This is a genomic window from Roseomonas sp. FDAARGOS_362, from assembly GCF_002754815.1.
Lineage (GTDB): Bacteria > Pseudomonadota > Alphaproteobacteria > Acetobacterales > Acetobacteraceae > Roseomonas > Roseomonas mucosa.
Genome location: NZ_CP024588.1, coordinates 3,913,348 through 3,936,064 on the forward strand (window position 1 = coordinate 3,913,348; position 22,717 = coordinate 3,936,064).

21 protein-coding genes are annotated in these 22,717 nt (G+C 72.3%); 14 read left to right on the top strand and 7 right to left on the bottom strand.

Going from position 1 to position 22,717, the window contains the following annotated elements; all coding sequences use genetic code 11:
- Nucleotides 1-58: 58 nt before the first annotated feature.
- Complete coding sequence (gene uvrB / locus CTJ15_RS22350) at nucleotides 59-2,266, bottom strand: excinuclease ABC subunit UvrB (RefSeq protein ID WP_369923751.1); 2,208 nt, start codon at nucleotides 2,264-2,266, stop codon at nucleotides 59-61.
- Nucleotides 2,267-2,554: 288 nt separating this feature from the next.
- Between uvrB and CTJ15_RS22355 the strand changes: the two genes are divergently transcribed.
- Both CTJ15_RS22355 and CTJ15_RS22360 read left to right on the top strand, forming a co-directional pair.
- Nucleotides 2,555-2,785 carry a hypothetical protein gene (locus CTJ15_RS22355; protein ID WP_019462882.1) on the top strand — a complete coding sequence of 77 codons (231 nt, stop codon included), beginning with the start codon at nucleotides 2,555-2,557 and terminating at the stop codon, nucleotides 2,783-2,785.
- A gap of 215 nt (nucleotides 2,786-3,000) precedes the next feature.
- Complete coding sequence (locus CTJ15_RS22360; RefSeq protein ID WP_058390223.1) at nucleotides 3,001-4,026, top strand: amino acid ABC transporter substrate-binding protein; 1,026 nt, start codon at nucleotides 3,001-3,003, stop codon at nucleotides 4,024-4,026.
- A 368-nt stretch (nucleotides 4,027-4,394) separates the two neighbouring features.
- Here the strand turns inward: CTJ15_RS22360 and CTJ15_RS22365 are convergent, their stop codons facing one another.
- Nucleotides 4,395-6,794 (bottom strand): heavy metal translocating P-type ATPase, encoded by a 2,400-nt coding sequence (locus tag CTJ15_RS22365; protein ID WP_099782032.1) that lies wholly within the window; start codon nucleotides 6,792-6,794, stop codon nucleotides 4,395-4,397.
- Between the two features lie 128 nt (nucleotides 6,795-6,922).
- On the opposite strand from CTJ15_RS22365, the gene CTJ15_RS22370 reads away from it, so the two are divergent.
- Complete coding sequence (locus CTJ15_RS22370) at nucleotides 6,923-7,381, top strand: helix-turn-helix domain-containing protein (RefSeq protein ID WP_076970502.1); 459 nt, start codon at nucleotides 6,923-6,925, stop codon at nucleotides 7,379-7,381.
- 59 nt (nucleotides 7,382-7,440) lie between these two features.
- A complete protein-coding gene (locus CTJ15_RS22375; protein ID WP_019462878.1) occupies nucleotides 7,441-8,355 on the top strand; it encodes an oxygenase MpaB family protein in 915 nt (304 codons plus the stop codon).
- Between the two features lie 89 nt (nucleotides 8,356-8,444).
- Here CTJ15_RS22375 and CTJ15_RS22380 read toward each other — a convergent pair whose 3' ends face one another.
- Complete coding sequence (locus CTJ15_RS22380) at nucleotides 8,445-9,929, bottom strand: aminotransferase class V-fold PLP-dependent enzyme (RefSeq protein WP_226946029.1); 1,485 nt, start codon at nucleotides 9,927-9,929, stop codon at nucleotides 8,445-8,447.
- A gap of 25 nt (nucleotides 9,930-9,954) precedes the next feature.
- Between CTJ15_RS22380 and CTJ15_RS24940 the strand changes: the two genes are divergently transcribed.
- Both CTJ15_RS24940 and CTJ15_RS24945 read left to right on the top strand, forming a co-directional pair.
- A complete protein-coding gene (locus CTJ15_RS24940) occupies nucleotides 9,955-10,386 on the top strand; it encodes a helix-turn-helix transcriptional regulator (RefSeq protein WP_226946030.1) in 432 nt (143 codons plus the stop codon).
- Nucleotides 10,341-10,634 carry a hypothetical protein gene (locus CTJ15_RS24945; protein ID WP_226946031.1) on the top strand — a complete coding sequence of 98 codons (294 nt, stop codon included), beginning with the start codon at nucleotides 10,341-10,343 and terminating at the stop codon, nucleotides 10,632-10,634. Before CTJ15_RS24940 ends, CTJ15_RS24945 begins: the two co-directional genes overlap by 46 nt.
- 36 nt (nucleotides 10,635-10,670) lie before the next feature.
- On the opposite strand, the gene CTJ15_RS22390 is transcribed toward CTJ15_RS24945, so the two are convergent.
- Nucleotides 10,671-11,678, bottom strand: a complete 1,008-nt coding sequence (locus tag CTJ15_RS22390; protein ID WP_099782033.1) for a nucleoside hydrolase — start codon at nucleotides 11,676-11,678, stop codon at nucleotides 10,671-10,673.
- Nucleotides 11,679-11,902: 224 nt separating this feature from the next.
- Between CTJ15_RS22390 and CTJ15_RS22395 the strand changes: the two genes are divergently transcribed.
- A complete protein-coding gene (locus tag CTJ15_RS22395) occupies nucleotides 11,903-12,847 on the top strand; it encodes an SPFH domain-containing protein (RefSeq protein WP_019462876.1) in 945 nt (314 codons plus the stop codon).
- 62 nt (nucleotides 12,848-12,909) lie between these two features.
- Here CTJ15_RS22395 and CTJ15_RS22400 read toward each other — a convergent pair whose 3' ends face one another.
- The 3 genes from CTJ15_RS22400 to CTJ15_RS22410 form a co-directional block, all read right to left on the bottom strand.
- Nucleotides 12,910-14,232 (bottom strand): Nramp family divalent metal transporter, encoded by a 1,323-nt coding sequence (locus CTJ15_RS22400; protein ID WP_019462875.1) that lies wholly within the window; start codon nucleotides 14,230-14,232, stop codon nucleotides 12,910-12,912.
- A gap of 180 nt (nucleotides 14,233-14,412) precedes the next feature.
- The gene (locus CTJ15_RS22405) at nucleotides 14,413-14,817 is read right to left on the bottom strand and encodes a response regulator (RefSeq protein ID WP_019462874.1); all 405 of its coding nucleotides are present in this window, start codon (nucleotides 14,815-14,817) and stop codon (nucleotides 14,413-14,415) included.
- Between the two features lie 52 nt (nucleotides 14,818-14,869).
- Nucleotides 14,870-15,688: an IS5 family transposase gene (locus CTJ15_RS22410; protein WP_099780839.1), complete on the bottom strand. Its 819-nt coding sequence runs from the start codon at nucleotides 15,686-15,688 to the stop codon at nucleotides 14,870-14,872.
- Between the two features lie 342 nt (nucleotides 15,689-16,030).
- Here CTJ15_RS22410 and CTJ15_RS22415 point away from each other — a divergent pair, with 342 nt between their 5' ends.
- The 7 genes from CTJ15_RS22415 to CTJ15_RS22445 all read left to right on the top strand — a co-directional run bounded on the left by CTJ15_RS22415 (nucleotide 16,031) and on the right by CTJ15_RS22445 (nucleotide 22,707).
- Complete coding sequence (locus CTJ15_RS22415; RefSeq protein WP_075822665.1) at nucleotides 16,031-16,531, top strand: Lrp/AsnC family transcriptional regulator; 501 nt, start codon at nucleotides 16,031-16,033, stop codon at nucleotides 16,529-16,531.
- Nucleotides 16,532-16,870: 339 nt separating this feature from the next.
- Nucleotides 16,871-17,731 carry an ABC transporter permease subunit gene (locus CTJ15_RS22420; RefSeq protein WP_019462872.1) on the top strand — a complete coding sequence of 287 codons (861 nt, stop codon included), beginning with the start codon at nucleotides 16,871-16,873 and terminating at the stop codon, nucleotides 17,729-17,731.
- Nucleotides 17,732-17,747: 16 nt separating this feature from the next.
- Complete coding sequence (locus tag CTJ15_RS22425; protein WP_019462871.1) at nucleotides 17,748-18,479, top strand: ABC transporter ATP-binding protein; 732 nt, start codon at nucleotides 17,748-17,750, stop codon at nucleotides 18,477-18,479.
- Nucleotides 18,476-19,459, top strand: coding sequence for an ABC transporter substrate-binding protein (locus CTJ15_RS22430; RefSeq protein ID WP_099782034.1), 984 nt, complete (start codon nucleotides 18,476-18,478; stop codon nucleotides 19,457-19,459). The genes CTJ15_RS22425 and CTJ15_RS22430 overlap by 4 nt, the downstream gene beginning before the upstream one ends.
- Nucleotides 19,456-20,592, top strand: coding sequence for an acyl-CoA dehydrogenase family protein (locus tag CTJ15_RS22435; RefSeq protein WP_019462869.1), 1,137 nt, complete (start codon nucleotides 19,456-19,458; stop codon nucleotides 20,590-20,592). Before CTJ15_RS22430 ends, CTJ15_RS22435 begins: the two co-directional genes overlap by 4 nt.
- Before the next feature lie 22 nt (nucleotides 20,593-20,614).
- Nucleotides 20,615-21,742: an LLM class flavin-dependent oxidoreductase gene (locus CTJ15_RS22440; protein ID WP_019462868.1), complete on the top strand. Its 1,128-nt coding sequence runs from the start codon at nucleotides 20,615-20,617 to the stop codon at nucleotides 21,740-21,742.
- Complete coding sequence (locus CTJ15_RS22445; protein ID WP_037249519.1) at nucleotides 21,739-22,707, top strand: ABC transporter substrate-binding protein; 969 nt, start codon at nucleotides 21,739-21,741, stop codon at nucleotides 22,705-22,707. The genes CTJ15_RS22440 and CTJ15_RS22445 overlap by 4 nt, the downstream gene beginning before the upstream one ends.
- Nucleotides 22,708-22,717: the final 10 nt, after the last annotated feature.

Sequence of the window (22,717 nt, forward strand, 5' to 3'; positions counted from 1 at the left end):
GCCGGGGGAAAAGGCGGAGCCTTGTCCCCCGGGACGGAGCGGCGCCGGATGCGGAAGATCAGCCCTTGCGGGCGGCGGCACGCTGGCCGCGGGAGCGGCCGCCGCGGGTGGTCTTCTTGGGATCGTAGCCGCCGCCGCCGGGGCCGAGGGGCTTGGGGCGCCAGTCGCCCTTGGCGCGGATGTCCTTGGCGTGGGTGACGGGGCCGGCGTCGAGGCCGAGCTCCATGGCTTCGAGGCGCTTGATCTCGTCGCGCAGGCGGGCGGCGGTCTCGAATTCCAGGTCGGCGGCGGCGGCGCGCATGCGGCGTTCGAGCTCGGCGATCGAGGCGCGGAGGTCCTTGCCGACGAATTCCGCCGTCTCGGAGCCTTCGACCGCCTCCACCGTGACGTAGTCCTGCTCGTAAACGGATTGCAGCACGTCGGAGATGTCGCGGCGGATGGTCTGCGGCGTGATGCCGTGTTCCTCGTTGTAGGCCATCTGCTTGGCGCGGCGCCGCTCGGTCTCGCCCAGCGCGTTGTTCAGGCTGTTGGTCATCCGGTCGGCATAGAGGATGACGCGGCCTTCGGCGTTGCGGGCGGCGCGGCCGATGGTCTGGATCAGCGAGGTGGTGGAGCGGAGGAAGCCTTCCTTGTCGGCGTCGAGGATGGCGACAAGGGCGCATTCGGGGATGTCCAGGCCCTCGCGCAGCAGGTTGATGCCGATCAGCACGTCGAAGACGCCCTTGCGGAGATCACGGATGATCTCGATGCGCTCCAGCGTGTCCACGTCCGAGTGCAGGTAGCGGCACTTGATGCCGGTCTCCGTCATGTACTCGGTGAGATCCTCGGCCATGCGCTTGGTGAGCGTGGTGACGAGGACGCGGCCGCCCTTGTCGCGGATGATGCGGCATTCGGCGAGGAGGTCGTCCACCTGGCCTTCGACGGGGCGGATCTCGCAGACCGGGTCGATCAGGCCGGTGGGGCGGATCACCTGCTCGGCGAAGGTGCCGGCGGTGCGCTCCATCTCCCAGGGGCCGGGGGTGGCGGAGACGAAGAGGCTGGGGGGACGGAAGGTGTCCCACTCCTCGAACTTCAGGGGGCGGTTGTCCATGCAGGAGGGCAGGCGGAAGCCGTGCTCGGCCAGGATGGTTTTGCGCGCGAAGTCGCCCCGGTACATGCCGCCGATCTGCGGCACGGTGACGTGGCTTTCATCGACGACGAGGAGGGCGTTGGCGGGCAGGTACTCGAAGAGGGTCGGCGGCGGCTCGCCGGGGCCGCGGCCGGAGAGGTAGCGGGAGTAGTTCTCGATGCCCTTGCAGACGCCGGTGGTCTCTAGCATCTCGATGTCGAAGGTGGTGCGCTGTTCCAGGCGCTGGGCCTCCAGCAGCCGGCCGGCGTCGTTGAGCTCGGCGAGGCGCTGCTTGAGTTCCGTCTTGATCTGCCTGATCGCCTGGATGAGCGTTGGGCGCGGGGTGACGTAGTGCGAGTTGGCGTAGATGGCGATGCGCTCCATCTCGCCGGAAACCTCGCCGGTCAGCGGGTCGAACTCGCGCAGCCCGTCCACCTCGTCGCCGAAGAGGGAGATGCGCCAGGCCCGGTCCTCCATGTGGGAGGGCCAGACATCCACCGTCTCGCCGCGCACGCGGAAGGTGCCGCGGGCGAAGGCGGCGTCGTTGCGGCGGTACTGGAGTTCCACCAGCGCCTTGAGCAGAGTCTCGCGCGCGATGCGGCCGCCCTGTTCGAGGCGCACGGTCATGTTGCCGTAGGTCTCGACCGAGCCGATGCCGTAGATGCAGGAGACGGAGGAGACGATCACGACGTCGCCGCGTTCCAGCAGCGCCTGTGTGGCGCTGTGGCGCATGCGGTCGATCTGCTCGTTGATCGCGGAATCCTTCTCGATATAGGTGTCGGTGCGCGGGACATAGGCTTCCGGCTGGTAGTAGTCGTAGTAGGAGACGAAGTATTCCACCGCGTTGTCGGGGAAGAAGGACTTCATCTCCCCATAGAGCTGGGCCGCGAGGGTCTTGTTGGGCGCCAGGATCAGGGTCGGGCGCTGCACGGATTCGATGACCTTGGCCATGGTGAAGGTCTTGCCCGAGCCGGTGACGCCGAGCAGGACCTGGTCGCGCTCCCCCTGCCGCAGGCCGGCGACGAGGTCGGCGATGGCGGCGGGCTGGTCGCCGGCGGGCTGGTAGGGGGATTCCACCCGCAGCGGCTTCTGCGGCTCGGTGGCCGGGCGCTTCGGCGGCTGGAACAGGATGGGGGCGGGGGCGGTCATCAGGTTCATGCTGGGCCTGATCTGGTGCGGGGACACGGGTTTTTCATCGGGCGCAGCGCGGCGGAGACGCTCCTCCCGGCCTGCCGGACGTTAATGGGGATACCGCGAACCGCAAGCCCGGGCGCCGGTGGGCGGTCCGGCAGCTTCCGCCGGGAGTGGCGGGGGGGCATGACGCCGGAGGGGCCGCACCGGGCGTGTGGCGGGGGGAGACGCCCGCGCCGTTCCCATCGGCGCAGCGGCCGGGGCCAGAGCCGGGGCGGGTTCCGGGCGACGGCACGGATAGGACTTGAGGCCGCGATGGCCGTGCCGATAGGCTTTGCCCCCGGGGAGTGGGAGCTGCTGGCGGGAGTGCTGCGAATGCCCTTCGATGGTGCGGGTTTCCGGATGCGTGAAGAGCCGCCCGAGCGCTCGAAGGGGCAGGAGCGGTTCTGGGCGGCGATCGTGTTGATCACGGCGGTCCTGCTGCTGGTGCTGCCAGTCTCCGCCCAGGGCTTCATCGACATCGTGCATTACGTGCGGGGGCACTGAGGAACGGTCTGTTCGGGCTCGGCGGTGGCTGTCCGCGCCCGCTCGCGGGACAGAAGCGGCGCGGAGATGGGCGGCGCCGCGCGGCAATGCCCGGGGCGTGGGCAGCGGCCGGACGGGGTGGCGCGTTCCAGCGCCCTGGAAGCCGGGCGGGCGTGTTGACGGTGCGGGAACAGACTTCGCACTCTTTCCGGGTTCACAACCGGGATGTCGTGACGATGAAGCGCCTTCTTCTTGCCCTGGCCATGTCCGTGGCCGCGCTGCTGACCGGTCCTGGCGCCGCGCGGGCCGGGGCCACGCTGGATGCGGTCCGCGCGCGCGGGCAGCTTGTCTGCGGCATCCATACCGGCGTGGCGGGCTTCGCCCTGCCGGACTCCAAGGGCGTGTGGCAGGGACTGGACGTGGACCTGTGCCGGGGCCTGGCCGTGGCGCTGTTCAACGATGCCGGCAAGGTGCGGTTCACGCCGCTGCCGTCCTCCAGCCGCTTCACGGCGCTGGCCTCGGGCGAGATCGACGTGCTGTTCCGCACCAGCACGGAAACGATGCTGCGCGACGTGACGCTCGGGCTGCGGGCGATCACGCCGTATTTCTATGACGGGCACGGCTTCATGGTCCGGGCCAATGCCCAGATCTCGAAGGCATCCGAGCTGAACGGCGCCACGATCTGCCTGATCCAGGGCACGACCAACGAGCAGGTGACGGCGGACTATTTCCGCAGCCAGGGCCTGGGTTTCAGCCCGGTACTTTTCCAGCGCAACGACCAGGCTTCCGATGCGCTGCAGGCCAGTCGCTGCGATGCCTTCGGCACGGATGCCTCGCAGCTCGCCGCCGTGCGGTCCTCGATGCCCAATCCCGAGGAATGGAAGATCCTGGGCGAGCGCTTCTCCAAGGAGCCCTACGGCCCCTATGTCCGCCGTGGCGACGACGAGTGGTACGACCTGGTGCGCTGGTACGTGAACGCGGTGATCCAGGCGGAGGAGAGCGGCGTCACCTCCGCCAATGCGGAGGAGGTGAAGCGGACCACCACCAACCCGGACACGCGCCGCCTGCTGGGGGTCACGCCGGAACTGGGACAGTCGCTGAAGCTGGACCCGGACTGGGTGGTGCGCGTGGTGAAGGCAGTGGGCAATTATGGCGAGATGTACGACCGCCACATGGGGCCAAAGACGCCGGTCGGGCTGGCACGCGGGCCGAACGAGCTCTGGACGCGGGGCGGGCTGCTCTATGCGCTGCCGATGCGCTGAGGCTGCGGGCGTTTTGCTTCGAGGCCGGCCGCCGGGGGAGAGGCTCTGCCTCTCCGCCCGGACCCCCTCTCCGCCGGGGACATGGTATGTCCCCGGACCCCGCCTTTCGCTGGCTCTGCGTGGTGGCCGTCAGCCCGCGGCCTGATCCCTGGGAGCAGGTAGCGACGCGGGGCTCCCGAAAAGAAGAAAAGCATCCTTACCGCGCGGGTGGCCTGGGCAGTCCGCCGGAGAGCATGGCCCTCCGGCGCGATCCGGCCACAGGGAGAGCCAACTCATCGGGTCCAGGGCCCGCAGGGTCCTGGCGGATAGGGGGTCCGGGGCGAAAGGCAGCGCCTTTCCCCCGGGACGGCGCAACGCCTGAAATGGCGTCAGATCCGGGCGGGTTTCCAGGCCAGCAGGCGCAGGGCGTTCAGCGTGACCAGGACGGTGGCGCCGGTATCGGCCAGGATGGCGGGCCAGAGGCCGGTGATGCCGGCGAGGGTGGTGGCCAGGAAGAGCGCCTTCAGCCCCACGGCGATGCCGACATTCTGGCGGATGTTGCGCAGCGTGTCGCGCGACAGGGCGACGAGCTCGGCGACGCCTGCGACGCGGCCGTGCAGGAGGGCGGCGTCGGCGGCCTCCAGCGCGGTTTCCGTGCCACCGCCCATGGCGATGCCGGTGCTGGCGGCGGCGAGCGCCGGGGCGTCGTTGATGCCGTCGCCAACCATGGCGACAGGGCCAGCGGATTTCAGTGCGGCGATCTCGCGCAGCTTGTCCTCTGGCAGCAGCCCGGCGCGGGCCTCCAGGCCGAGCCGCGCGGCGATGGCGGCGGCGGTGCGGGGGTTGTCGCCGGTCAGCATCACCGTGGCGATGCCCTGGGACTTCAGGGCGGCGATAGCCTGGGCGGCATCGGCGCGGGGCTCGTCGCGCAGGGCGAGCAGGGCCAGGAGGCGGCCATCGGCGATGAGGGCGGAAACGGTCTTGCCCTCGGCCTGGAGGCCGTCGCGGCGGGCGGCCAGGGCGGCGGGGAGGGGAGCGGTCTCGGCCTCGGCCCAGGCGATGCTGCCGATGCCGGCCTGGGCATCGCCGACCTGGGCGGTGACGGCCTTGCCGGGGATGGCGCTGCCGTTGCGGGCCTCGGGGATGGCGAGGCCGCGTGCGGCGGCGGCCTCGGTGACGGCATGAGCCAGGGGATGGGCGGAGCCGGCTTCCACGGCGGCGGCCAGGGCCAGGAGATCGTCCTCCGCCTCCGTGCCGGCGGGGACGAGGTCGGTGAGACGGGGGCGGCCCTCGGTCAGCGTGCCGGTCTTGTCGAAGGCGATGGTGCGGGCGTTCCCGATGGCCTCCAGCGCCGCGCCGCCCTTGACCAGCAGGCCGTGCCGGGCGCCCGCGGAAAGGCCGGAGGCCATGGCGGCGGGGACCGAGATCACCAGGGCGCAGGGGCAGGCGACCAGCAGAAGGGCGAGGCCGCGATAGAGCCAGACCGACCAGTCGCCGCCGAGGATGAGGGGCGGGACCAGGATGGTCAGCGCCGCCACCGCCATGGCGCCGGGGGTCCACCAGTTGGCGAAGCGTTCCACGAAGCGCTGGGCGCGGCCGCGCGAGGCCGAGGCCTCGGCCACCAAACTGGCGATGCGGGCGAGGGTGCTGTCCTCCCCGGCGCGGGTGACGCGCAGGCGCAGCGCGCCGTCAGTGGCGATGCTGCCGGCCACCACCGGCTCGCCGGGGCCGCGCGGGACGGGGATGCTCTCGCCGGTGACGGGGCTCTCGTCGAGGGCGGAGCGGCCATCCTCGATGGTGCCGTCGGCGGGCACGCGCTCGCCGGGGCGGACCAGGACGCGGTCGCCTTCCGCGAGGGTGGCGGCCGGGACCTCCGTGGCGTTGCCGGCGGCGTCGAGGCGCAGGGCGGTGCGTGGCATCAGCGCGACCAGGGACTGGATGCCGGCGCGGGCGCGGCCGGCGGCGACGCCTTCCAGCAGCTCACCCAGGGCGAAGAGGAAGACGACCGTCATGGCCTCGCCCGCCGCGCCGATGGCGGCGGCGCCGAGGGCGGCGACCACCATCAGCGTCTCGATGGAGAAGGGGCTGCCGGCGCGCGCCAGGGCGAAGGCACGGCGGGCGAAGGGGAAGACGGCGACCAGCGTGGCGGCGGCGTAGATCGCATCCGCCGCGCCGGGGGAGAGCCGGGCGAGGAGCCAGCCGGCCAGTGCGACGAGGCCGATGGCGAGGAGGAGGCGGGCCTTGGCGGTGCGCCAGAGCGGGAGGCCGGCCTCGGCCGGGTCGTCGTGGGAATGCGCGTGGGCGAGGCCGCCATGGCTGTGGGAGCCCCTGGGGTGGGCGGCGGCGGGTTCGGTGTCCATGGGGTGGGCATCCTGGCCGGCATGGTCGTGCCCGTGGTCGTGCGGCGGGTGGCCGATGCCGGAGTGGTTGCCGCAGCAGCCGGCGTCGCCGGGGTGGCAGCAGGATGCCTCGGTGGCGGAGGAGGGGCCGGGGCCGTGCCGGTGGCCGTGCGCCTGGTCGCTGGCCGGGGCGGGCGCCGGGCGCGGGGGGAGGCGGCGGGCCTGGTAGCCCAGGGCGGCGAGGCTGCTTTCCACCTGGGCGGCCAGGGCCTCGGCCTGGGTGCCCTTGGCGAGGGCGAGGCTGAGGCGCTCGGCGGTGAAGTTCAGCCGGGGGGAATGGACGCCCGGCAGGCGGGCAACGGCCTTCTCCACCTTGGCGGCGCAGGAGGGGCAGTCCATGCCCTCGACCCGCCAGGACAGGCGTTCCTCGCTTGTATCGGCTCCGGTCATCGCACCATCTTCCGCTCGTTCGGCCTGAAAGGTGGGACTTCCAGCGGCTGGAGGTTCAAGAGGCGATGTGGCGGATTTCGGTGCGGGAGGCAGGCATGTCGGAACGGCGGGCGGCGGAAGGGAGCGGAATGCTGGCCATCGGTGAGCTGTCGCGCCGGACCGGGGTGAAGGCCACCACGATCCGCTTCTACGAGGCGGAGGGGCTGCTGCCGCCGGCGCTGCGGAGCGAGGGCGGCCACCGGGTCTTCGGCCTGGCGCATCTGCGGCGGCTGGGCTTCATCCGCCATGCGCGGGAGCTGGGCTTCGCCATGCCGGCGATCCGCGAGCTGCTGCACCTGGCGGAGCATCCGGGGCTGGACTGCACGGCGGCGCATGGCATCGCCCGGGCGCAAATGGCGGAGATCGACCGGCGCGTGGCGCGGCTGCTGGCGCTGCGGGCGGAGCTGTCGCGGCTGGCGGTGCCGGGGGATTGCGGGGTGACGGAGGATTGCCGGGTGCTGGAGACGCTGGCGGATTTCGGGCACGGGCATTGCGGCGATCCGCGCCATGGGGCGGCGGAGGAGGCGGTGCCGGCGCTGGGGGAATAGGGGCGGGGGCTTCCGGGGGGCGGGTTCCCGGAGGCCGGTTCCGGGGCGGGTTGGCGGGGATGCCCCTTCCGCTTGCGGCGGGCGTGCCGACATGGTGCGGCATGTCCGAAGCCTCGCCGTCCCCTCTCTTCGCCACGCTGCTGCCGGCGCCGCTGGCGCGGCCGCTGAAGCGCGCCATCGTCGCCGAGGTGCGGGGGCTGTTCAACGATGCCGCCCGCGGCGAGCGGCCGGTGGCGCGGCGGGAGGATGGCTGGTTCGGGCCGGGCTCGGTGGCCTGGCGGCTGCATGGCGACGTGGCGGCGATGATGGTGGGCGGCATGGCCGGGCTGCTGCTGCAGATGCTGCACCCGGCGGTGCTGGCGGGGGTCTGGGATCATTCGGATTTCCGCGCCGACATGAGCGGGCGGCTGCGGCGGACGGCGCGCTTCATCGCGCTCACCACCTATGGCGGGCCGGAGGAGGCCGCGGCGGTGGCGGCGCGGGTGCGCGGCATCCATGCGCGGGTGCGGGGGGTGCTGCCGGATGGGACGCCCTATGCGGCGGATGACCCGGCGCTGCTGGCCTGGGTGCATGTGACGGAGGTGGTCAGCTTTCTGGAGGCGGGGATGCGCTATGCCGCGCCGGATCTGAGCGCGGCGGAGCAGGACCGCTATGTCGCCGAGATGGCCAGGGTCGGGGAGGCGCTGGGCGCCGCGCCGGTGCCGCGCAGCCGGGGCGAGGCGCGACGGCTGATCGAGGCGATGCGGCCCGGGCTGCGGTGTGACGGCCGGACGCGGGAGGTGGCGGGGCTGGTGCTCTCGCCCGGAACGGGGAAGGCGGAGCCGCTGCGGGCGCTGGCGGGGCGGGCGGCGGTGGACCTGCTGCCGCTCTGGGCGCGGCGGATGCATGGGCTGGAGGTGCCGCTGCTGGCCGCGCCGCTGGTGCGGGGCGGGGTGCGCGGGGTGGCGCGGACGCTGCGCTGGGCTTTTGCCTGAGGCGGCGCGGGATCGGTCCGGCCGCTCCCGGAGCGGTTCCCGGCCGGAGGGAAGCGACCGGCCGGGTGGAGGTGCCCCGGTGGCGGGGGTCAGGACGGCGGCCGGGTGGCGTCCAGGGCCTGCCGGGCGGCTTCGACGGCCCGTTCGATGTCGTCGCGGCCGGTTTGCCAGTTGCAGACGGACACGCGCATGCAGCGCCTGCCCCGCCATGTGGTGCCGCCGAAGAAGGCTTCGCCGGTCGCGACGATTCCCTGGATGACCGTGTCGGTGCGCCGGTCGTGGTCCTCGTCCGTCGCGCCGGCGCGTTCGTCCTGGAAGCGCAGGAGCCCCTGGTTGATGACCGGTGCCCATGCGACCTCCGCGCCCGGGAGGGCGCCGATCCGCGTGACGAGTTCCCGGGCATGCGCGCAACTGCGCTCGACCAGGCCGGCGATGCCCTGGCGCCCGAGCTCGCGGATGGCGGCATAGGTCGGCACGGCGCGGCCGCGCCGCGACCATTCGGGGTTCCAGTCGATCTGGTCGCGCGCGTCGCCGGCGGCCGGTGCGTAGCTGGTCCGGTGCGAGAAGCTGCCCCGGTGCGCCTCGCGGTCCCGGACGAAGGCATAGCCGCAGTCGAAGGGCGTGTTCAGCCATTTGTGCCCGTCGCAGGTCCAGGAGTCCGCGAGGGCGGCGCCCGCGGTCAGGTGCCGGTGGGACGGGCTTGCCGCCGCCCAGAGGCCGAAGGCGCCATCGACATGGACCCAGGCCCCGTGCTTCCGGGCGATGGGGATCAGCGCCGCGAAAGGGTCGAAGGCGCCGATATTGAGATCGCCGGCCTGCAGCACCACGATCGCGGGTACGTCCCCGCCGGTCGCGAGGGCCCGCGCCAGGGTCTCCGGGGGCAGGCAACCGTCCTCGCCGCAGGGAAGGTGTTCGATGGCGGCGGTGCCGAAGCCGAGCAGGCGCAGGGCGCGTTCGACGGAACCGTGCCGCTCGCTGCTCGTCAGCACCCGGATGCGGGGCGCCCCCGGCATCCCCTGTTCCTCCACATCCCAGCCGAGGCGGCGCAGCAGGCTGTGGCGCGCGGCGCCGAGGCAGGTCAGGTGCGCCGCCTGCGTCCCCGTGACGAAGGCGAAGCTGGCTTCGGCGGGGAGGCCGAGGAGGTCCTTGAGCCATTCCCCCGCGATCTCCTCGATCACCGCTTCCGCCGGGCTGCAGGCGTGGATGGCGGCGTTCTGGTCCCAGGCCGAGGTCAGCCAGTCCGCCCCCAGCGCGGCCGGCAGCGTGCCGCCGATGACCCAGCCGAAGAAGCGGCCGCCGGTGCTGCCAAGGAGGCCGCCCTCGACGTCGCGCGCGAGGTCGTCGATCACCCGGGCGGCGGGGATGCCCGCATCCGTCAGCAGATGGCCGAGGCGGCGGCGCAGTTCCGCACCTGTCGCCGTCGCGCCGACCGGGCGTGTGCGCTCGCCCTCCAGGTGCTGCCTGGCATGGCCGAAGGCTTTCTCCAGCGCGCGGGTCCTGTCGTCGTCTCGTTCCATGGTGAAGTCCCGGATGGTCCTGGTCAGGAGGGGCTCACCGTAGCGCTTGAAGGCCATCCAATGGTTCGCTACGCATCGAAGCATGAAGGACGGCCCGAACATCGCACTCGTTGCCGCGCTGATCGGCGATTCCGCGCGGGCCGACATGCTTTCCGGACTGATGGACGGGCGCGCCCTGACGGTCGGCGAACTGGCGCGGTCAGCGGGCATCGGCCTGCCCACCGCCAGCGCGCATGTGGCGAAGCTGGAGGAAGCCGGGCTGCTGGTCTCGGTGCGGCAGGGCCGCAACCGCTATGTCCGCCTGTCGGGCGCGGATGTCGCGCACACGCTGGAAAGCCTGATGCTGCTGGCCGAGAGGACGGGGCACCGGAGGGTCAGGACCGGGCCGCGCGAGCCGGCCTTGCGGGAGGCCCGACCTGCTATGACCATCTGGGCGGCGCGAAGGGCATCCGGCTGCTGGAAAGCCTGGTGCAGCGGGGCTTCATCCGGCGGGATGACAGGGGGATCTTCCTGACCGCCGCCGGGGAGGGGTTCTTCCGCGATTTCGGGATCGTGGCGGAACCCACCGGCGCGGGGGAGGGGGCGGCCTGCGTAGCCTGCCTGGACTGGAGCGAGCGCAAGGATCACCTCGCGGGCCGGCTGGGAGCCCGGTGCCTGAGCCGCATCCTGGCCCTGAAATGGGCGCGGCGGGACAAGGCCAGCCGCGCCGTCCTGTTCACGGCCCAGGGGACCGAGGCGTTCGAGCGCTGGTTTCCTGTCTGATATCCCGCCAGGGCGTTCCGGGCGCGTTTCCCGGGATCAGCGGGCCGGCGGCGTCCGCCCGGCGTCCCAGGCGGCCAGGGTGTCGGCGTAGAGGCGCAGGAAGCGCTCGTTGTCGGCGGTGAGGCAGACGGACTGGGCGGGCAGGTTGTCCCAGGGGCCGGGGGGATATCGGATATCCTCCACCCGCTGGATGGTCTGGCCGATGGCGATGCCCTCGGTGACGGCGCGGACGGGGCCGCGGCGCTCGGTGAAGAGCGTGGGGTCGATGGCGCGGGCGACGGCCAGGGCATCGTGCGCGTTGATGCCGTCGATGCCGTCGCGGCTGCGGTAGAGCCCTTCGTAGAAGCGGGTGATATCGTACAGGAAGCCGCCGATGCCGGGCGCGCGGTCGCGCAGCGCCGCCATGTAGGCGCCGCTCATCACGCAGAGGGTGGTGACGTCGAGGCCGACCAGGCGCACCGGCCAGGGCGCGGTGAGGACGCGGTCGGCGGCGTGCGGGTCGTTGTAGATATTGGCTTCGGCGACCGGGGAAACGTTGCCGGGGCGGCCGGCCGTGCCGAAGGCGCCGCCCATGACCACGAGCTCGGCGGCGAGCGAGGTGATGCCGGGATCGATGTCCAGCGCCATGGCGAGGTTGGTGAGCGGGCCGACGGCGATCAGCGTGATCTCGCCGGGCGCGGCGCGGAGCTGTTCCACGATGAAATGCGCGGCGTCGAGCGCGTGCGGACGGTCGGCCGGGTCCTGGCCGGTTTCCGCCAGGCCGGGGAGGGGGAAGTCGCCGAGGCCGTTCTCGCCATGGATGAAGGCGGGGAAGTCGCGCGGCGGGCAGGCGAGCGGCCGGGCGGCGCCGCGGGCGACCGGGGCGGCGAGGCCGTAGCGGCGGCGGAGGTAGAGGGCGTTGCGGGTGGTGGTCCCGACCGGGGCATTGCCGAAGACGCTGGTGATGCCGACCAGTTCGAGCGCCGGGCTGGCGGCGACCAGCGCCAGGGCACAGGCGTCGTCGATGCCGGGGTCGGTGTCGAAGATGACTTTCCGCGCGGTCATGCGGCGGGGCTCCGGGGAAGGTTTCGGGGGCCGGTGCCCGGAACGGGCGGCGCGGCGCCAGGGGGCGGCATTGGTCCGGGGGCGGGGGCGGGAGTCAAGCTGCGAGGCCGGGTCTGCCGGGGGGCGGGGGCCTGGGGCTGGGGCCGGCCGGGGCGCGTGCGGGTGGGGCCCGGGGAAACGGAAGGCGACCGGGGCGTTGTCTCCTTTGGGCAGGGAGGATGGCGATGGCGGAAGCGGATCGGGGCGGGGCGGTACGGGACCGGCGCGGCTTCGCGGTAAGCGGCTATGCGGCGCTGGGCGTGATCGTGCTGCTGGTGGCGGCGGGGGTCCTGCTGTTCCTGGGCTCCGCCGCGGCGGGACAGCCGGGGCGGGTGGTGCCGGCCGGGCTGCTGGTGGTGCTGGGGCTGTTCCTGCTGCGCGGGCTCTATGTGCTGGCGCCGAACGAGAGCGCGGTGCTGCTGCTCTTCGGCAGCTATCGCGCCACGGACGAGGCGGCGGGGCTGCGCTTCACCAATCCGCTCTATACGCGCAGCAAGGTGTCGCGGCGTTTGCGGACGCATGAGATCGCGGCGCTGAAGGTGAATGACGGCGTGGGCAACCCGATCGAGATCGGGGCGGCGGTGGTGTGGTCCGTGTCGGATTCGGCGGCGGCGCTGCTGGAGATCGACGACTACGAGGCTTTCGTGCGGGTGCAGAGCGACGCGGCGCTGCGGCGGATCGCCGGGGCGCATGCCTATGACGCGGCGGAGGTGGCCATCGTCAGCGGCGTGGGCGGCACGGAGGCCGAGGCGGCAGTGGCGGCGCGGGCGCCGGCGACGCTGCTGGATGGCGGCGACGAGGTGGTGCAGGGGCTGGTGCGGGAGCTGCAGGAGCGGGTGGGGCGCGCCGGAATCCGCATCGCCGAGGCGCGGATCACGCACCTCGCCTATGCGCCCGAGATCGCCGGGGCGATGCTGCGGCGGCAGCAGGCCGAGGCGGTGCTGGCGGCGCGCCGCAAGATCGTCGCCGGGGCGGTGGACATGGTGGAGGACGCGCTGGCCGCGCTGGAGCGGAAGGGGCTGGCGCTGGATACCGAGCGGCGGGCGGCAATGGTGTCCAACCTGCTGCTGGTGCTGGTGGGGGACAAGGACCCGGTGCCGGTGATCAATGCGGGGACGCTGAACCACTGAGCAGGGCGTGCCGGGGGGGAGAAGGGGGCGCCTTCTTCCCCCGGCCAGCCGCGCGGTGGCGTTCAGCCCGTGACCGTGTCCGCGATGAGCTTCACGTTCAGCCCCACGATCAGCACGGTGATGGCCCAGCCGACCACGCGCTGCCAGCGGGGCGTGACGAGGTTGCCCATCAGCTTCCGGTCGGAGGCGAAGAGCATCAGCGGGATCATCGCGAAGGGGAGCTGCAGCGACAGCACCACCTGGCTGAGGATCAGCAGTTGTCCCGTGCCGCTTTCGCCGTAGAGCCAGGTGACGATCAGCGCCGGGACGATGGCGATGCCGCGGGTGACGAGGCGGCGCACCACCGGGGAAAGGCGGAAGTGGATGAAGCCTTCCATCACCACCTGCCCGGCCAGCGTGGCGGTGACGGTGGAGTTGAGGCCCGAGAGCAGCAGCGCCACGGCGAAGAGGATGGGGGCCGCGGCGCCGAGCAGAGGGGCGAGGAGGCTGTGCGCGTCCTGGAGTTCCGCGACGTCGTGGTGGCCGCTGGTGTGGAAGGCGGCGGCGGCGACGATCAGGATGGCGGAATTGACCAGCAGGGCGATGGTCAGCGCGGTGCAGCTGTCCCAGGTGGCGAAGCGCACGGCCTCCTTGCGGCTGGCATCGTCGGGGGCGACGGCGCGCGACTGCACGGCCGCGGTGTGCAGGTAGAGGTTATGCGGCATCACCGTGGCGCCGATGATGCCGATGGCGATGTAGAGCTGCGTCTGGTTGGTGACGATGGAGGCGGAGGGCAGGTAGCCGCGCAGCAGATCGCCCCAGTTCGGGTCGGAAAGCGCGACCTGGACGGCGAAGCAGGCGCAGATCAGCGCGAGGAAGCCGGCGACCATCGCCTCCAGCCAGCGCATGCCCTTGTGCTGCAGCCACAGGATCAGCAGCGCGTCGAGCGCGGTCAGCACGGTGCCGAGCAGCAGCGGGATGCCGAAGAGGAGCTGCAGGGCGACGGCGGTGCCGATCAGCTCCGCGAGGTCGGTGGCGCAGATGGCGAGCTCGGCGAGGAGCCAGAGCGGGACGGCGAAGGGACGCGGCAGGCGTTCGCGGCAGAGCTGGGCGAGGTCGCGGCCGGTGGCGATGCCGAGGCGGGCCGAGATGGCCTGGAGCAGCATCGCCATCAGGGAGGACAGCAGGGCGACGGAGAGCAGCGTGTAGCCGAAGGCGGAGCCGCCGGCGATCGCCGTGGCCCAGTTGCCCGGGTCCATGTAGCCGGTGGCGACGAGGTAGCCAGGGCCGGCGAAGGCGAGGAAGCGGCGGAAGGTGCTGCCGGTGCGGGGGACGCCGACGCTGCGGTGGACTTCGGGAAGGCTGCCGGGCCGGGTCTCGCCGGCGAAGGGGCTTGCGTCGTTCATCGGCACCGGCTCCGTCCGGGGGCCGGCCGATCCGCCCAATGGCGCAAATCCCTGTTCAGATGACGATCTCGCGAGAGGTTCGCGTGGCTGTGATGCTTCATGGGACATCATCCGTGCCCGCCTCGCCACAGGCAAGGGGGCAGCCGGAAGATGCTGGTTCCGCTGTTCGCCGGAGACTCGTCACGGTCCCGTCGGGACGGCGCCCTGGCGCGACGGGTGATCCATGTGCACGAGGCCGAGCAGCTCGCGCACCGTGCGGGTGAGTTCCTCGGCGCGGAACGGCTTGGCCAGTGTACGCTCGTCGGGGTTCATCTGGCGGCCGTTGAAGAGCCAGGGGCGGCCGCTGACATAGACCACGGGCAGGCCAGGGCTGCGGCTGCGGAGTTGCGCGGCGACGTCGAAGCCGTCCTGCGGGGTGCCGAGGTTGATGTCGGTGACGAGCACGCGGCAGATCTCGTCCTGCGTGACGACCGTGGCCTCGTCGGGGGAGGACGCCTCGCGGATGCACCAGCCTTCCATCTCCAGGATCGAGGAGAGAGTGGCCCGCACCAGATCGTCATCATCCACCACGAGTATGTCGCACATGCCTGCCTCCTTGCCCCCATCATTGCGTCCTGTTCACGGTTAAGACCCCGTTTCATAACGGCTGAGCCAGACGCCGGACGAGGATCATGGCGGCGGCGAGGGTGAAGAAGGCGACGGCGGAACCGACGGTGGCCTCGTGATCGCGAGCGAGGCGTCGGCAGCGGCCGAACCAAGCGAAGGACCTCTCCACCACCCAGCGCCTGGGTTGCACGGCGAAGCCTTTCTGGCCGGGTGCGCTGCCGATGATGGTAACGGCGACGGGGGAGGCTCGGGCGACCCGCGGACCGGCGTAGGCGCGGTCGGCGAAGCAGCGGGCCAGGAACGGCCAAGGGCGGCGCGACATGGCCAGGAGGGCCGCACCCCCTCGGCTGTCATGCAGGCAGGCGGGCGAGATGGCGGCGAGCAGGAGCCTACCGTCCGTGTCCACCAGGGCGTGGCGCTTGCGGCCCGTCACCTTCTTCCCGGCATCGTAGCCGCGGACACCTTTCACGCCGACACCGCCCGAGCGGACGGATTGGGCGTCCAACACCGCCGCTGTCGGTGAGGCCTCTCGGCCGACCCGCTCGCGGTCGGCCATGATGAGGGCGTGCGCCAGTCGCTCGAAGGTGCCCCGGCGCGAGAGGCGCAGGAACCAACGGTGCACGGTCCCGGGCGGCGGGAAGTCGCGGGGCAGATGCGCCCAGGCGCAGCCGGTACGGAGCACGTAGAGGATCGCATCGACCACCCGCCGCATCGGCCAGGACCGGGGTCGTCCGGTCTTTGCAGGGCTTGGCAAGAAGGGCTCGACCAGGGCCCACTCGGCATCGGTTAGGCACGTTGCATAAGGCTGGGAGCCGCGCGCAAGCTGCGCGCGGGCGGCAGGGGTCCACATGGGCCACCTCGAAGGACGTCAGACACCCTCCGAACGCGCAGAACTCCCGCCGCTCACCCCGCCTCAGCCGTTATGAAACGGGTTCTAAGCGCCGCAGCGCGGGAAAGGTTCAGTTCCGGGCCGTGGGGGAGGGGCGAGGCTGGGGCGCGGCCGGGACATGGGCGAAGGGGGGCGCAAGGGCTGAGCGGCGGGGATGGCCTTGACCCCCGGCGGCTGGCGCGTGATCCCTTATGGGGCCGGGAAACGCCGGCATGGCCGGGCCGGCCAATGCCCGGACGTCGCCTGGGGTGCCTCCCCGGGGGCGTCCCTTGGGCGCCGGAACGGCGGCCGGACGGAGTGTTCATGGACGAGATCGACCGCAAGCTCCTCGCGATCCTGCAACAGGATGCCACGCTTTCCATCGCCCAGATGGCGGACAAGGTGGGGCTTTCCGCCACGCCCTGCTGGAAGCGGGTGCAGAAGCTGGAGGCCGCCGGGGTGATCACCCGCCGGGTGGCGCTGGTGGCGCCGGAGAAGGTGGGGGTGGGGCTGAGCGTCTTCGTGGCGGTGGAGGCGGGGGACCATACGCCGGACTGGCTGGAACGCTTCGCCCAGGCGGTGGACGCCATGCCGGAGGTGATGGGGGCCTACCGGATGGCGGGGGAGGTGGACTACATGCTCCACGTCGCGGTGGCGGACATGGCGGAGTTCGACCTGTTCTACAAGCGGCTGATCGGGACGGTGCCGATGCGCAACGTGACCTCCCGCTTCGCCATGGAGCGGATCAAGCACACCACTGCCTTTCCCCTGAACCGGGCGGCCTTCCGCGACCGGGGCCAGCCCCAGGAGGGAGTGGAGGAATAACTCCCCCGGATCGGGCGGACGGGGGAATGGCATCCTCTGGCGGCGTTGAACTTCGATAAACCCGACTATTTATCGCGAATAACCCTCTGCCTATCCTCTGCTCCATGATCGAGATGTCGTGGAATCCGGGCCGAGAGGCCGCGTCCGGCGGGCGCATCGGGGACCTCAAGGGTCCGGTTCCGGTGCGGCGGGTCTGTTGCCGCTGCCGGGCCTGTACCGGCCCCGGTCTGCCGGGCTGAAGCCCGCGCCATCCCGCCCGGGCTGCCACCGGGTTCCACCGCCTCTTCCCCTTTTCGCGGACCGCGCGGCCCCAGGGCCGGTGGCCGGGACGGAGCCAGCATGTCCGACACCCAGGTGATCGGCGCCACAGGGCGCTCCTCTTCCTCTCTTTCCGACCGCAGCCTCGCCCGGGCGGCGCGGGCGCTGCTGCCCGGCCGGCTCCATCTCGGCAAGGCGCGGCGCTTCGTCTCGCCGCTGGTGATCGTGCTGCTCTGGCAGGCGGCCTCGATGGCTGGGCTGATCTCGCCGCGCACCCTGGCGGCGCCGAGCACGGTGATCGCCTCGGCCTGGGAGCTGACGCTTTCGGGCGAGCTGCCGCACCACCTGCTGGTCTCGCTGGGCCGGGTGGCGCTGGGGCTTTCCATCGGCGTGGCGGCGGGCACGGCCTTCGCGCTGATCGCCGGGCTGTCGAAGCTGGGCGAGGAGATCGTGGACGCGCCGCTGCAGATGCTCCGCACGCTGCCCTTCCTGGCGCTGGTGCCGCTGTTCATCCTGTGGTTCGGCATCGGCGAGACGCCGAAGATCGCGCTGGTGGCGCTGGGGACCAGCTTCCCGGTCTATCTGACGCTCTTCGCAGGCATCCGGGGTGTCGATCCCAAGCTGATGGAGGCGGGCAAGGTCTTCGGCCTCGACCGGCAGGGGATGATCCGGCACGTGATCCTGCCGGGGGCGCTGCCCTCGGGCATCGTGGGGCTGCGCTACGCGATCGGGACGGCCTGGCTGAGCCTGGTGATCGCCGAGCAGATCAACGCGACCTCGGGCATCGGCTACCTGATCAACGACGCGCGGGACTTCCTGCGCACCGACGTCATCGTCGTGGGCCTCGTCGTCTATGCGCTGCTGGGGCTGGGGGCGGACGCCCTGATGCGCCTCGTGGAGCGGCGGACGCTGGCCTGGCGGCCGAGCCTGATCAAGGCCTGAGCGGGGAGCGGGGACCATGGGCGAGCAGAACAACGCGCGCGCCGTCTCGGTGCGCGGCCTGACCCGGCGCTTTGGCCAGAACACCGTGCTGCACGGGCTGGATATCGAGCTGGAGCCGGGGTCCTTCACCGCGCTGCTGGGGCGTTCGGGCTCGGGCAAGACGACGCTGCTGCGGACGCTGGCCGGGCTGGACCCGGTGCCGGAGGACGCGGTGGTCCGGCTGCCGGAGAGCGTGGCGGCGGTGTTCCAGGAGCCGCGGCTGCTGCCCTGGAAGAAGGTCTGGCAGAACGTGACCCTCGGCCTGCCCGGCGGCGGGGCGCGCGAGCGGGCGGAGCGGGCGCTGGGCGAGGTGGGGCTGTCGCACCGGCTGAATGCCTGGCCGCTGACATTGTCGGGCGGCGAGGCGCAGCGCTCCGCCCTGGCGCGGGCGCTGGTGCGCGAGCCGAGGCTGCTGCTGCTGGACGAGCCCTTCGCGGCGTTGGACGCGCTGACTCGCATCCGGATGCATGCGCTGGTGCTGGAGCTCTGGCGCGCGCATGGGCCGACCACGCTGATCGTCACGCATGACGTGGACGAGGCGATCCTGCTGGCGGACCGGGTGCTGGTGCTGGATGCCGGGCGGATCGCGGCGGATATTCCCGTGGCGATGGAGCGGCCGCGGGCGCATGGCGATGCGGGCTTCGTGGCGCTGCGGCGGCGGCTGCTGGCGGAGCTGGGCGTCGAGGACAGCGCGAGGCAGGCGGCGTGAGCGGGGTGCTGACGCGGCGCGGGGCGCTGCGGGGTGCCGTGCTGGCGGCGCCGGCGCTGCTGCTGGCGGGGCGGGGAAGCGCGCGGGCGCAGGCGGGGGTGACGCTGCGGGCGGCGCAGTACAAGGCGGGCGACCAGATCCTGCTGAACCTGTCGGGGCAGGATCGCGACCGTTCCTATCAGGTGGCGTGGTCCGAGTTCGGCAGCGGCAACCTGATGGTCGAGGCGGTGAATGCCGGGGCCATCGACCTCGCCTATGGCAGCGAGATCCCGCCGGCCTTCGCCGCCGCCTCGGGCGCACGGATCAGGGTGATCGCGGTGATCCGCGGCGACGTGAACGAGCAGGTGGTGCTGGTGCCGAAGGGGTCCACGGTGCGGAGCATCGCCGACCTCAAGGGCAGGCGCGTCGGCTATGTCCGGGCAACGACCACGCATTACTACCTGAACCGGATGCTGGCCGAGGCAGGGCTGGGCTTCGGCGACATCCAGGCCGTGAATCTTTCCCCCAGCGACGGGCGTGCGGCCTTCCAGAACGGGGCGCTCGATGCCTGGGCGATCTATGGCTATTCCGTGCCGATGGCGCGCGAGGCCGGGGCGCAGGAACTGCGCAACGCGCGCGGGATCCTGTCGGGGAACTACCTGGTCTTCGCCAGCCCGGACGCGCTGGTGGAGCCGGGACGGCGGGCGGCGATCGCCGATCATCTGGCGCGGGTCTCGCGGGCCTTCCTGTGGATGGACAGCCATACGGCGGAGCTGGCGGCGGCGCAGTCGAGGCTGCTGAACGTGCCGGAGGCCACGATCCGCGCGCTGCTGGAGAATGTCAGCCAGAAGCGACGGCTGGTGGCGCCGGACGAGGCGGCCATCGCCTCGCACCAGGCGGTGGCGGACGACTTCGCCGCGCTGGGCCTGCTGCCGAAGGGCGTGAACGTAGCGTCGCTCTGGGACCGTGATTTCGGGCATGGGCTGGAGCTGGCGGCATGATGGACGGTTTGCTGGTGCGGCCCGACCCGCTGGGTGCGCTGGTGCGGGACTTCGCGTCGCGGGCCGCGGCGCATGACCGTGAAGGCAGCTTCCCGCACGCGAACTTCACGGCGCTGCACGAGGCCGGGATGCTGGGCCTGACGGCGCGGCAGGCCGATGGTGGCGAGGAGGCCGGGCTGGAGCGGGCCTGCGCGCTGGTGGGGCGGGTGGCGGAAGGCTGCCCGGCCACGGCGCTGGTGCTGGCGATGCAGCTGATCCAGATCCGCGGGCTCGTCACCGACCCGCATGTGCCGGAGCACATCAAGGCGCTGGTGGGGCGCGAGGCGGTGGAGCGCGGGGCGCTGGTGAACGCGCTGCGCGTGGAGCCGGAACTGGGCTCGCCGGCGCGTGGCGGGTTGCCGGGCACGGTGGCGCGGCGCACGGCGGAAGGATGGCGCGTCAGCGGGCGCAAGATCTACTCCACCGGGGCGCCGGGGCTGCGCTGGATGCTGGTCTGGCTGCGGACCGACGAGGAGCGGCCGCGCATCGGGTCCCTGCTGGTGCGGGCGGACACGCCGGGCGTACGGATCGAGGAGAGCTGGGACCAGGCGGGGCTGCGGGCCTCCGGGAGCCACGACGTGGTCTTCGAGGACGCGCTGGTGCCGCTGGAACATGCGGTGGACCTGCGGCTGCCGGAGGAGCGCGGCGGGCCCGGCGCGCAGCACGGCGCCTGGAACACGCTGATGATCGCGGCGCTTTATACGGGCGTGGCGCGGGCGGCGCGGGACTGGCTGGTCGGTTTCCTGAAGGGGCGCGTGCCGGCCAATCTGGGCCGGCCGCTGGCCACGCTGCCGCGCATGCAGGAGGCGGTGGGCCGGATCGAGGCGCTGCTGGCGACCAACGACCGGCTGGTGGACTCCGGCGCGCGCGACGCGGGGCTGGAGGCGGCCGAGGCCGGGCTGATCAAGACCGTGGCGGCGGAGAACGCCATCGCGGTGGTGCAGGAGGCGGTGGCGCTCTGCGGCAACCATGCGCTGGCGCGTTCCAACCCGCTGGAGCGGCATCTGCGCGACGTGCTCTGCGCGCGCATCCACACGCCGCAGCCCGACAGTGCCTACGGTGTCGCGGGGCGCCGGGCGCTCGGGGTGAATTGAGACGAGTGAAGGAGGAAAGCCGATGACGGTTCCGGGTTCCCATCTGAACGATGTCGAGTTCATCGGCATGGTGCAGCCGCGCGAGCAGTCGGAGATCCACCCGCCGCATGGCGAGGCGATCGACCTCGGCTATTTCCGCAAGTCCATGCGGGTGCATGACGAGGGCGGCTTCGACCGCGTGCTGATCGGCTGGTACAGCAACGGACCCGACGGGTTCCTGCTGGCCACCGACGCGGCCGCGCATACGAAGCGCGTGGGATTCCTGGTCGCGCACCGGCCGGGCTTCCTGGCGCCGAGCCTCGCGGCGCGGAGCTATGCGACGCTGGACCAGCTTTCGGGCGGCCGCGCCGCGATCCACGTGATCTCCGGCGGCGATGACGTGGACCAGGCGCGGGACGGCGACTGGCTCGGCAAGGACGACCGCTATGCGCGGACGGACGAGTATGTCGATATCCTGAAGGCGATCTGGACCGGCGCGAAGCCGGTGGACCACGAGGGCGCCTATTACCGCATCAAGGGCGCCTCGCCCGAGGTGCGGACGGTGCAGAAGCCGCGCATCCCGGTCTATTTCGGCGGTGCCTCCGAGGCGGCGCTGCGGGTCGCGGGCAGGCATGCGGATGTCTATGCGCTCTGGGGCGAGACGCAGGCGCAGGTGCGCGAGATCGTTGGGCGCGTGCGCGAGGAGGCGGCGAAGCACGGGCGCGAGCATGACGTGCGCTTCTCGCTGAGCTTCCGCCCGATCCTGGCGGAGACGGAGGAGGCGGCCTGGGCCAAGGCGGAGCGCATCCTGGGCCGGGTGCGCGAGGTGCGCGGGCAGGCGGCGCTGGGGCCGGCGAACAAGGCGCCGGCCAATGCGGGCTCGCAGCGCCTGCTGGCGGCGGCGGAGCGGGGCGACCGGCCGGAGGGGCGGCTCTATACCGCGATCGCGCGAGAGACCGGGGCGCGGGGGAACACCACGGCCCTGGTGGGCACGCCGCAGCAGGTGGCGGAGGCCTTCCTGGAATACTACGAGCTGGGCGTGACGACCTTTCTGATCCGCGGCTTCGATCCGCTGGAGGATGCGGCGGAGTACGGGCGCACGCTGCTGCCGATCACCAAGAGGCTGGTGGCGGAGCGGCGGGCGGCCGCCGTGCGGGTGGCGGCGGAATGAGGCTGAGCCGGCGAGGGTTGCTGCTGGCGGGGGCGGGGATCGCCCTTCCGCTGGCGATGCCGCGCCTGCTGCGCGCGCAGGGGGCGCCGTTGCGCGTCGGCGACCAGCGCGGCAATGCGCGGGCGGTGCTGGAGGCCTCGGGGGCGCTGAAGGGCTTCGAGGACCGGATCGCCTGGAGCGAGTTCCCGGCGGCGGCACCGCTGGTGGAGGCGCTGAACGCCGATGCCATCGACACCGGGCTGGTGGGGGATGCGCCCTTCACCTTCGGCGCGGCGGCGGGGGTGCCGGCCAAGGCCATCGCCGCGACGCGCGAGGACCGGGGCGGGCTCGCCATCATCGTGCCGAAGGACAGCCCGGTGAAGGGCATCCAGGACCTCGTGGGCAAGCGCATCGCCACGGGGCGGGGCTCGATCGGGCATCAGGTGGTGCTGGCTGCGCTGGAGCACGCGAAGCTGCCGCTGGATGCGGTGCAGTTCGTCTTCCTGCTGCCGGCGGATGCCAAGGCGGCCTGGTCGCGCGGGGCGGTGGAGGCCTGGGCGACCTGGGAGCCCTATGTGTCGCAGGAAGAGATCCTGAGCGGCGCGCGGATCGTGGCGAGCGGGCGCGGGATCACGCCGGGGCTGGGCTTCCAGGCGGCGCGCGACGACGCCATCGCGCGGCGGCGGGAGGACCTGTCGGAGCTGGTGCGGCGGCTGGCCCAGGCGCGGGAATGGGCCAATGCGAACACCGCCGGCTATGCCCGGACATGGTCGGGGCTGATGAACGTGCCGGCGCCGGTGGCGGAGCACTGGTTCGCGCGGGCGAAGACCCGGGTGGTACCGGTGGACGACGCCGTGGAGCGGGACGAGCAGGGAAACATCGACCTCTATCGCCGCGCCGGGCTGGTGCGGAAGCCGGTGGAGGCGAAGGATCTGCTGGATCGCAGCTTCGCCGGGGCGATCCGGGCCGGGCTCGGCGGGGCGTAGCCTGCCGCCA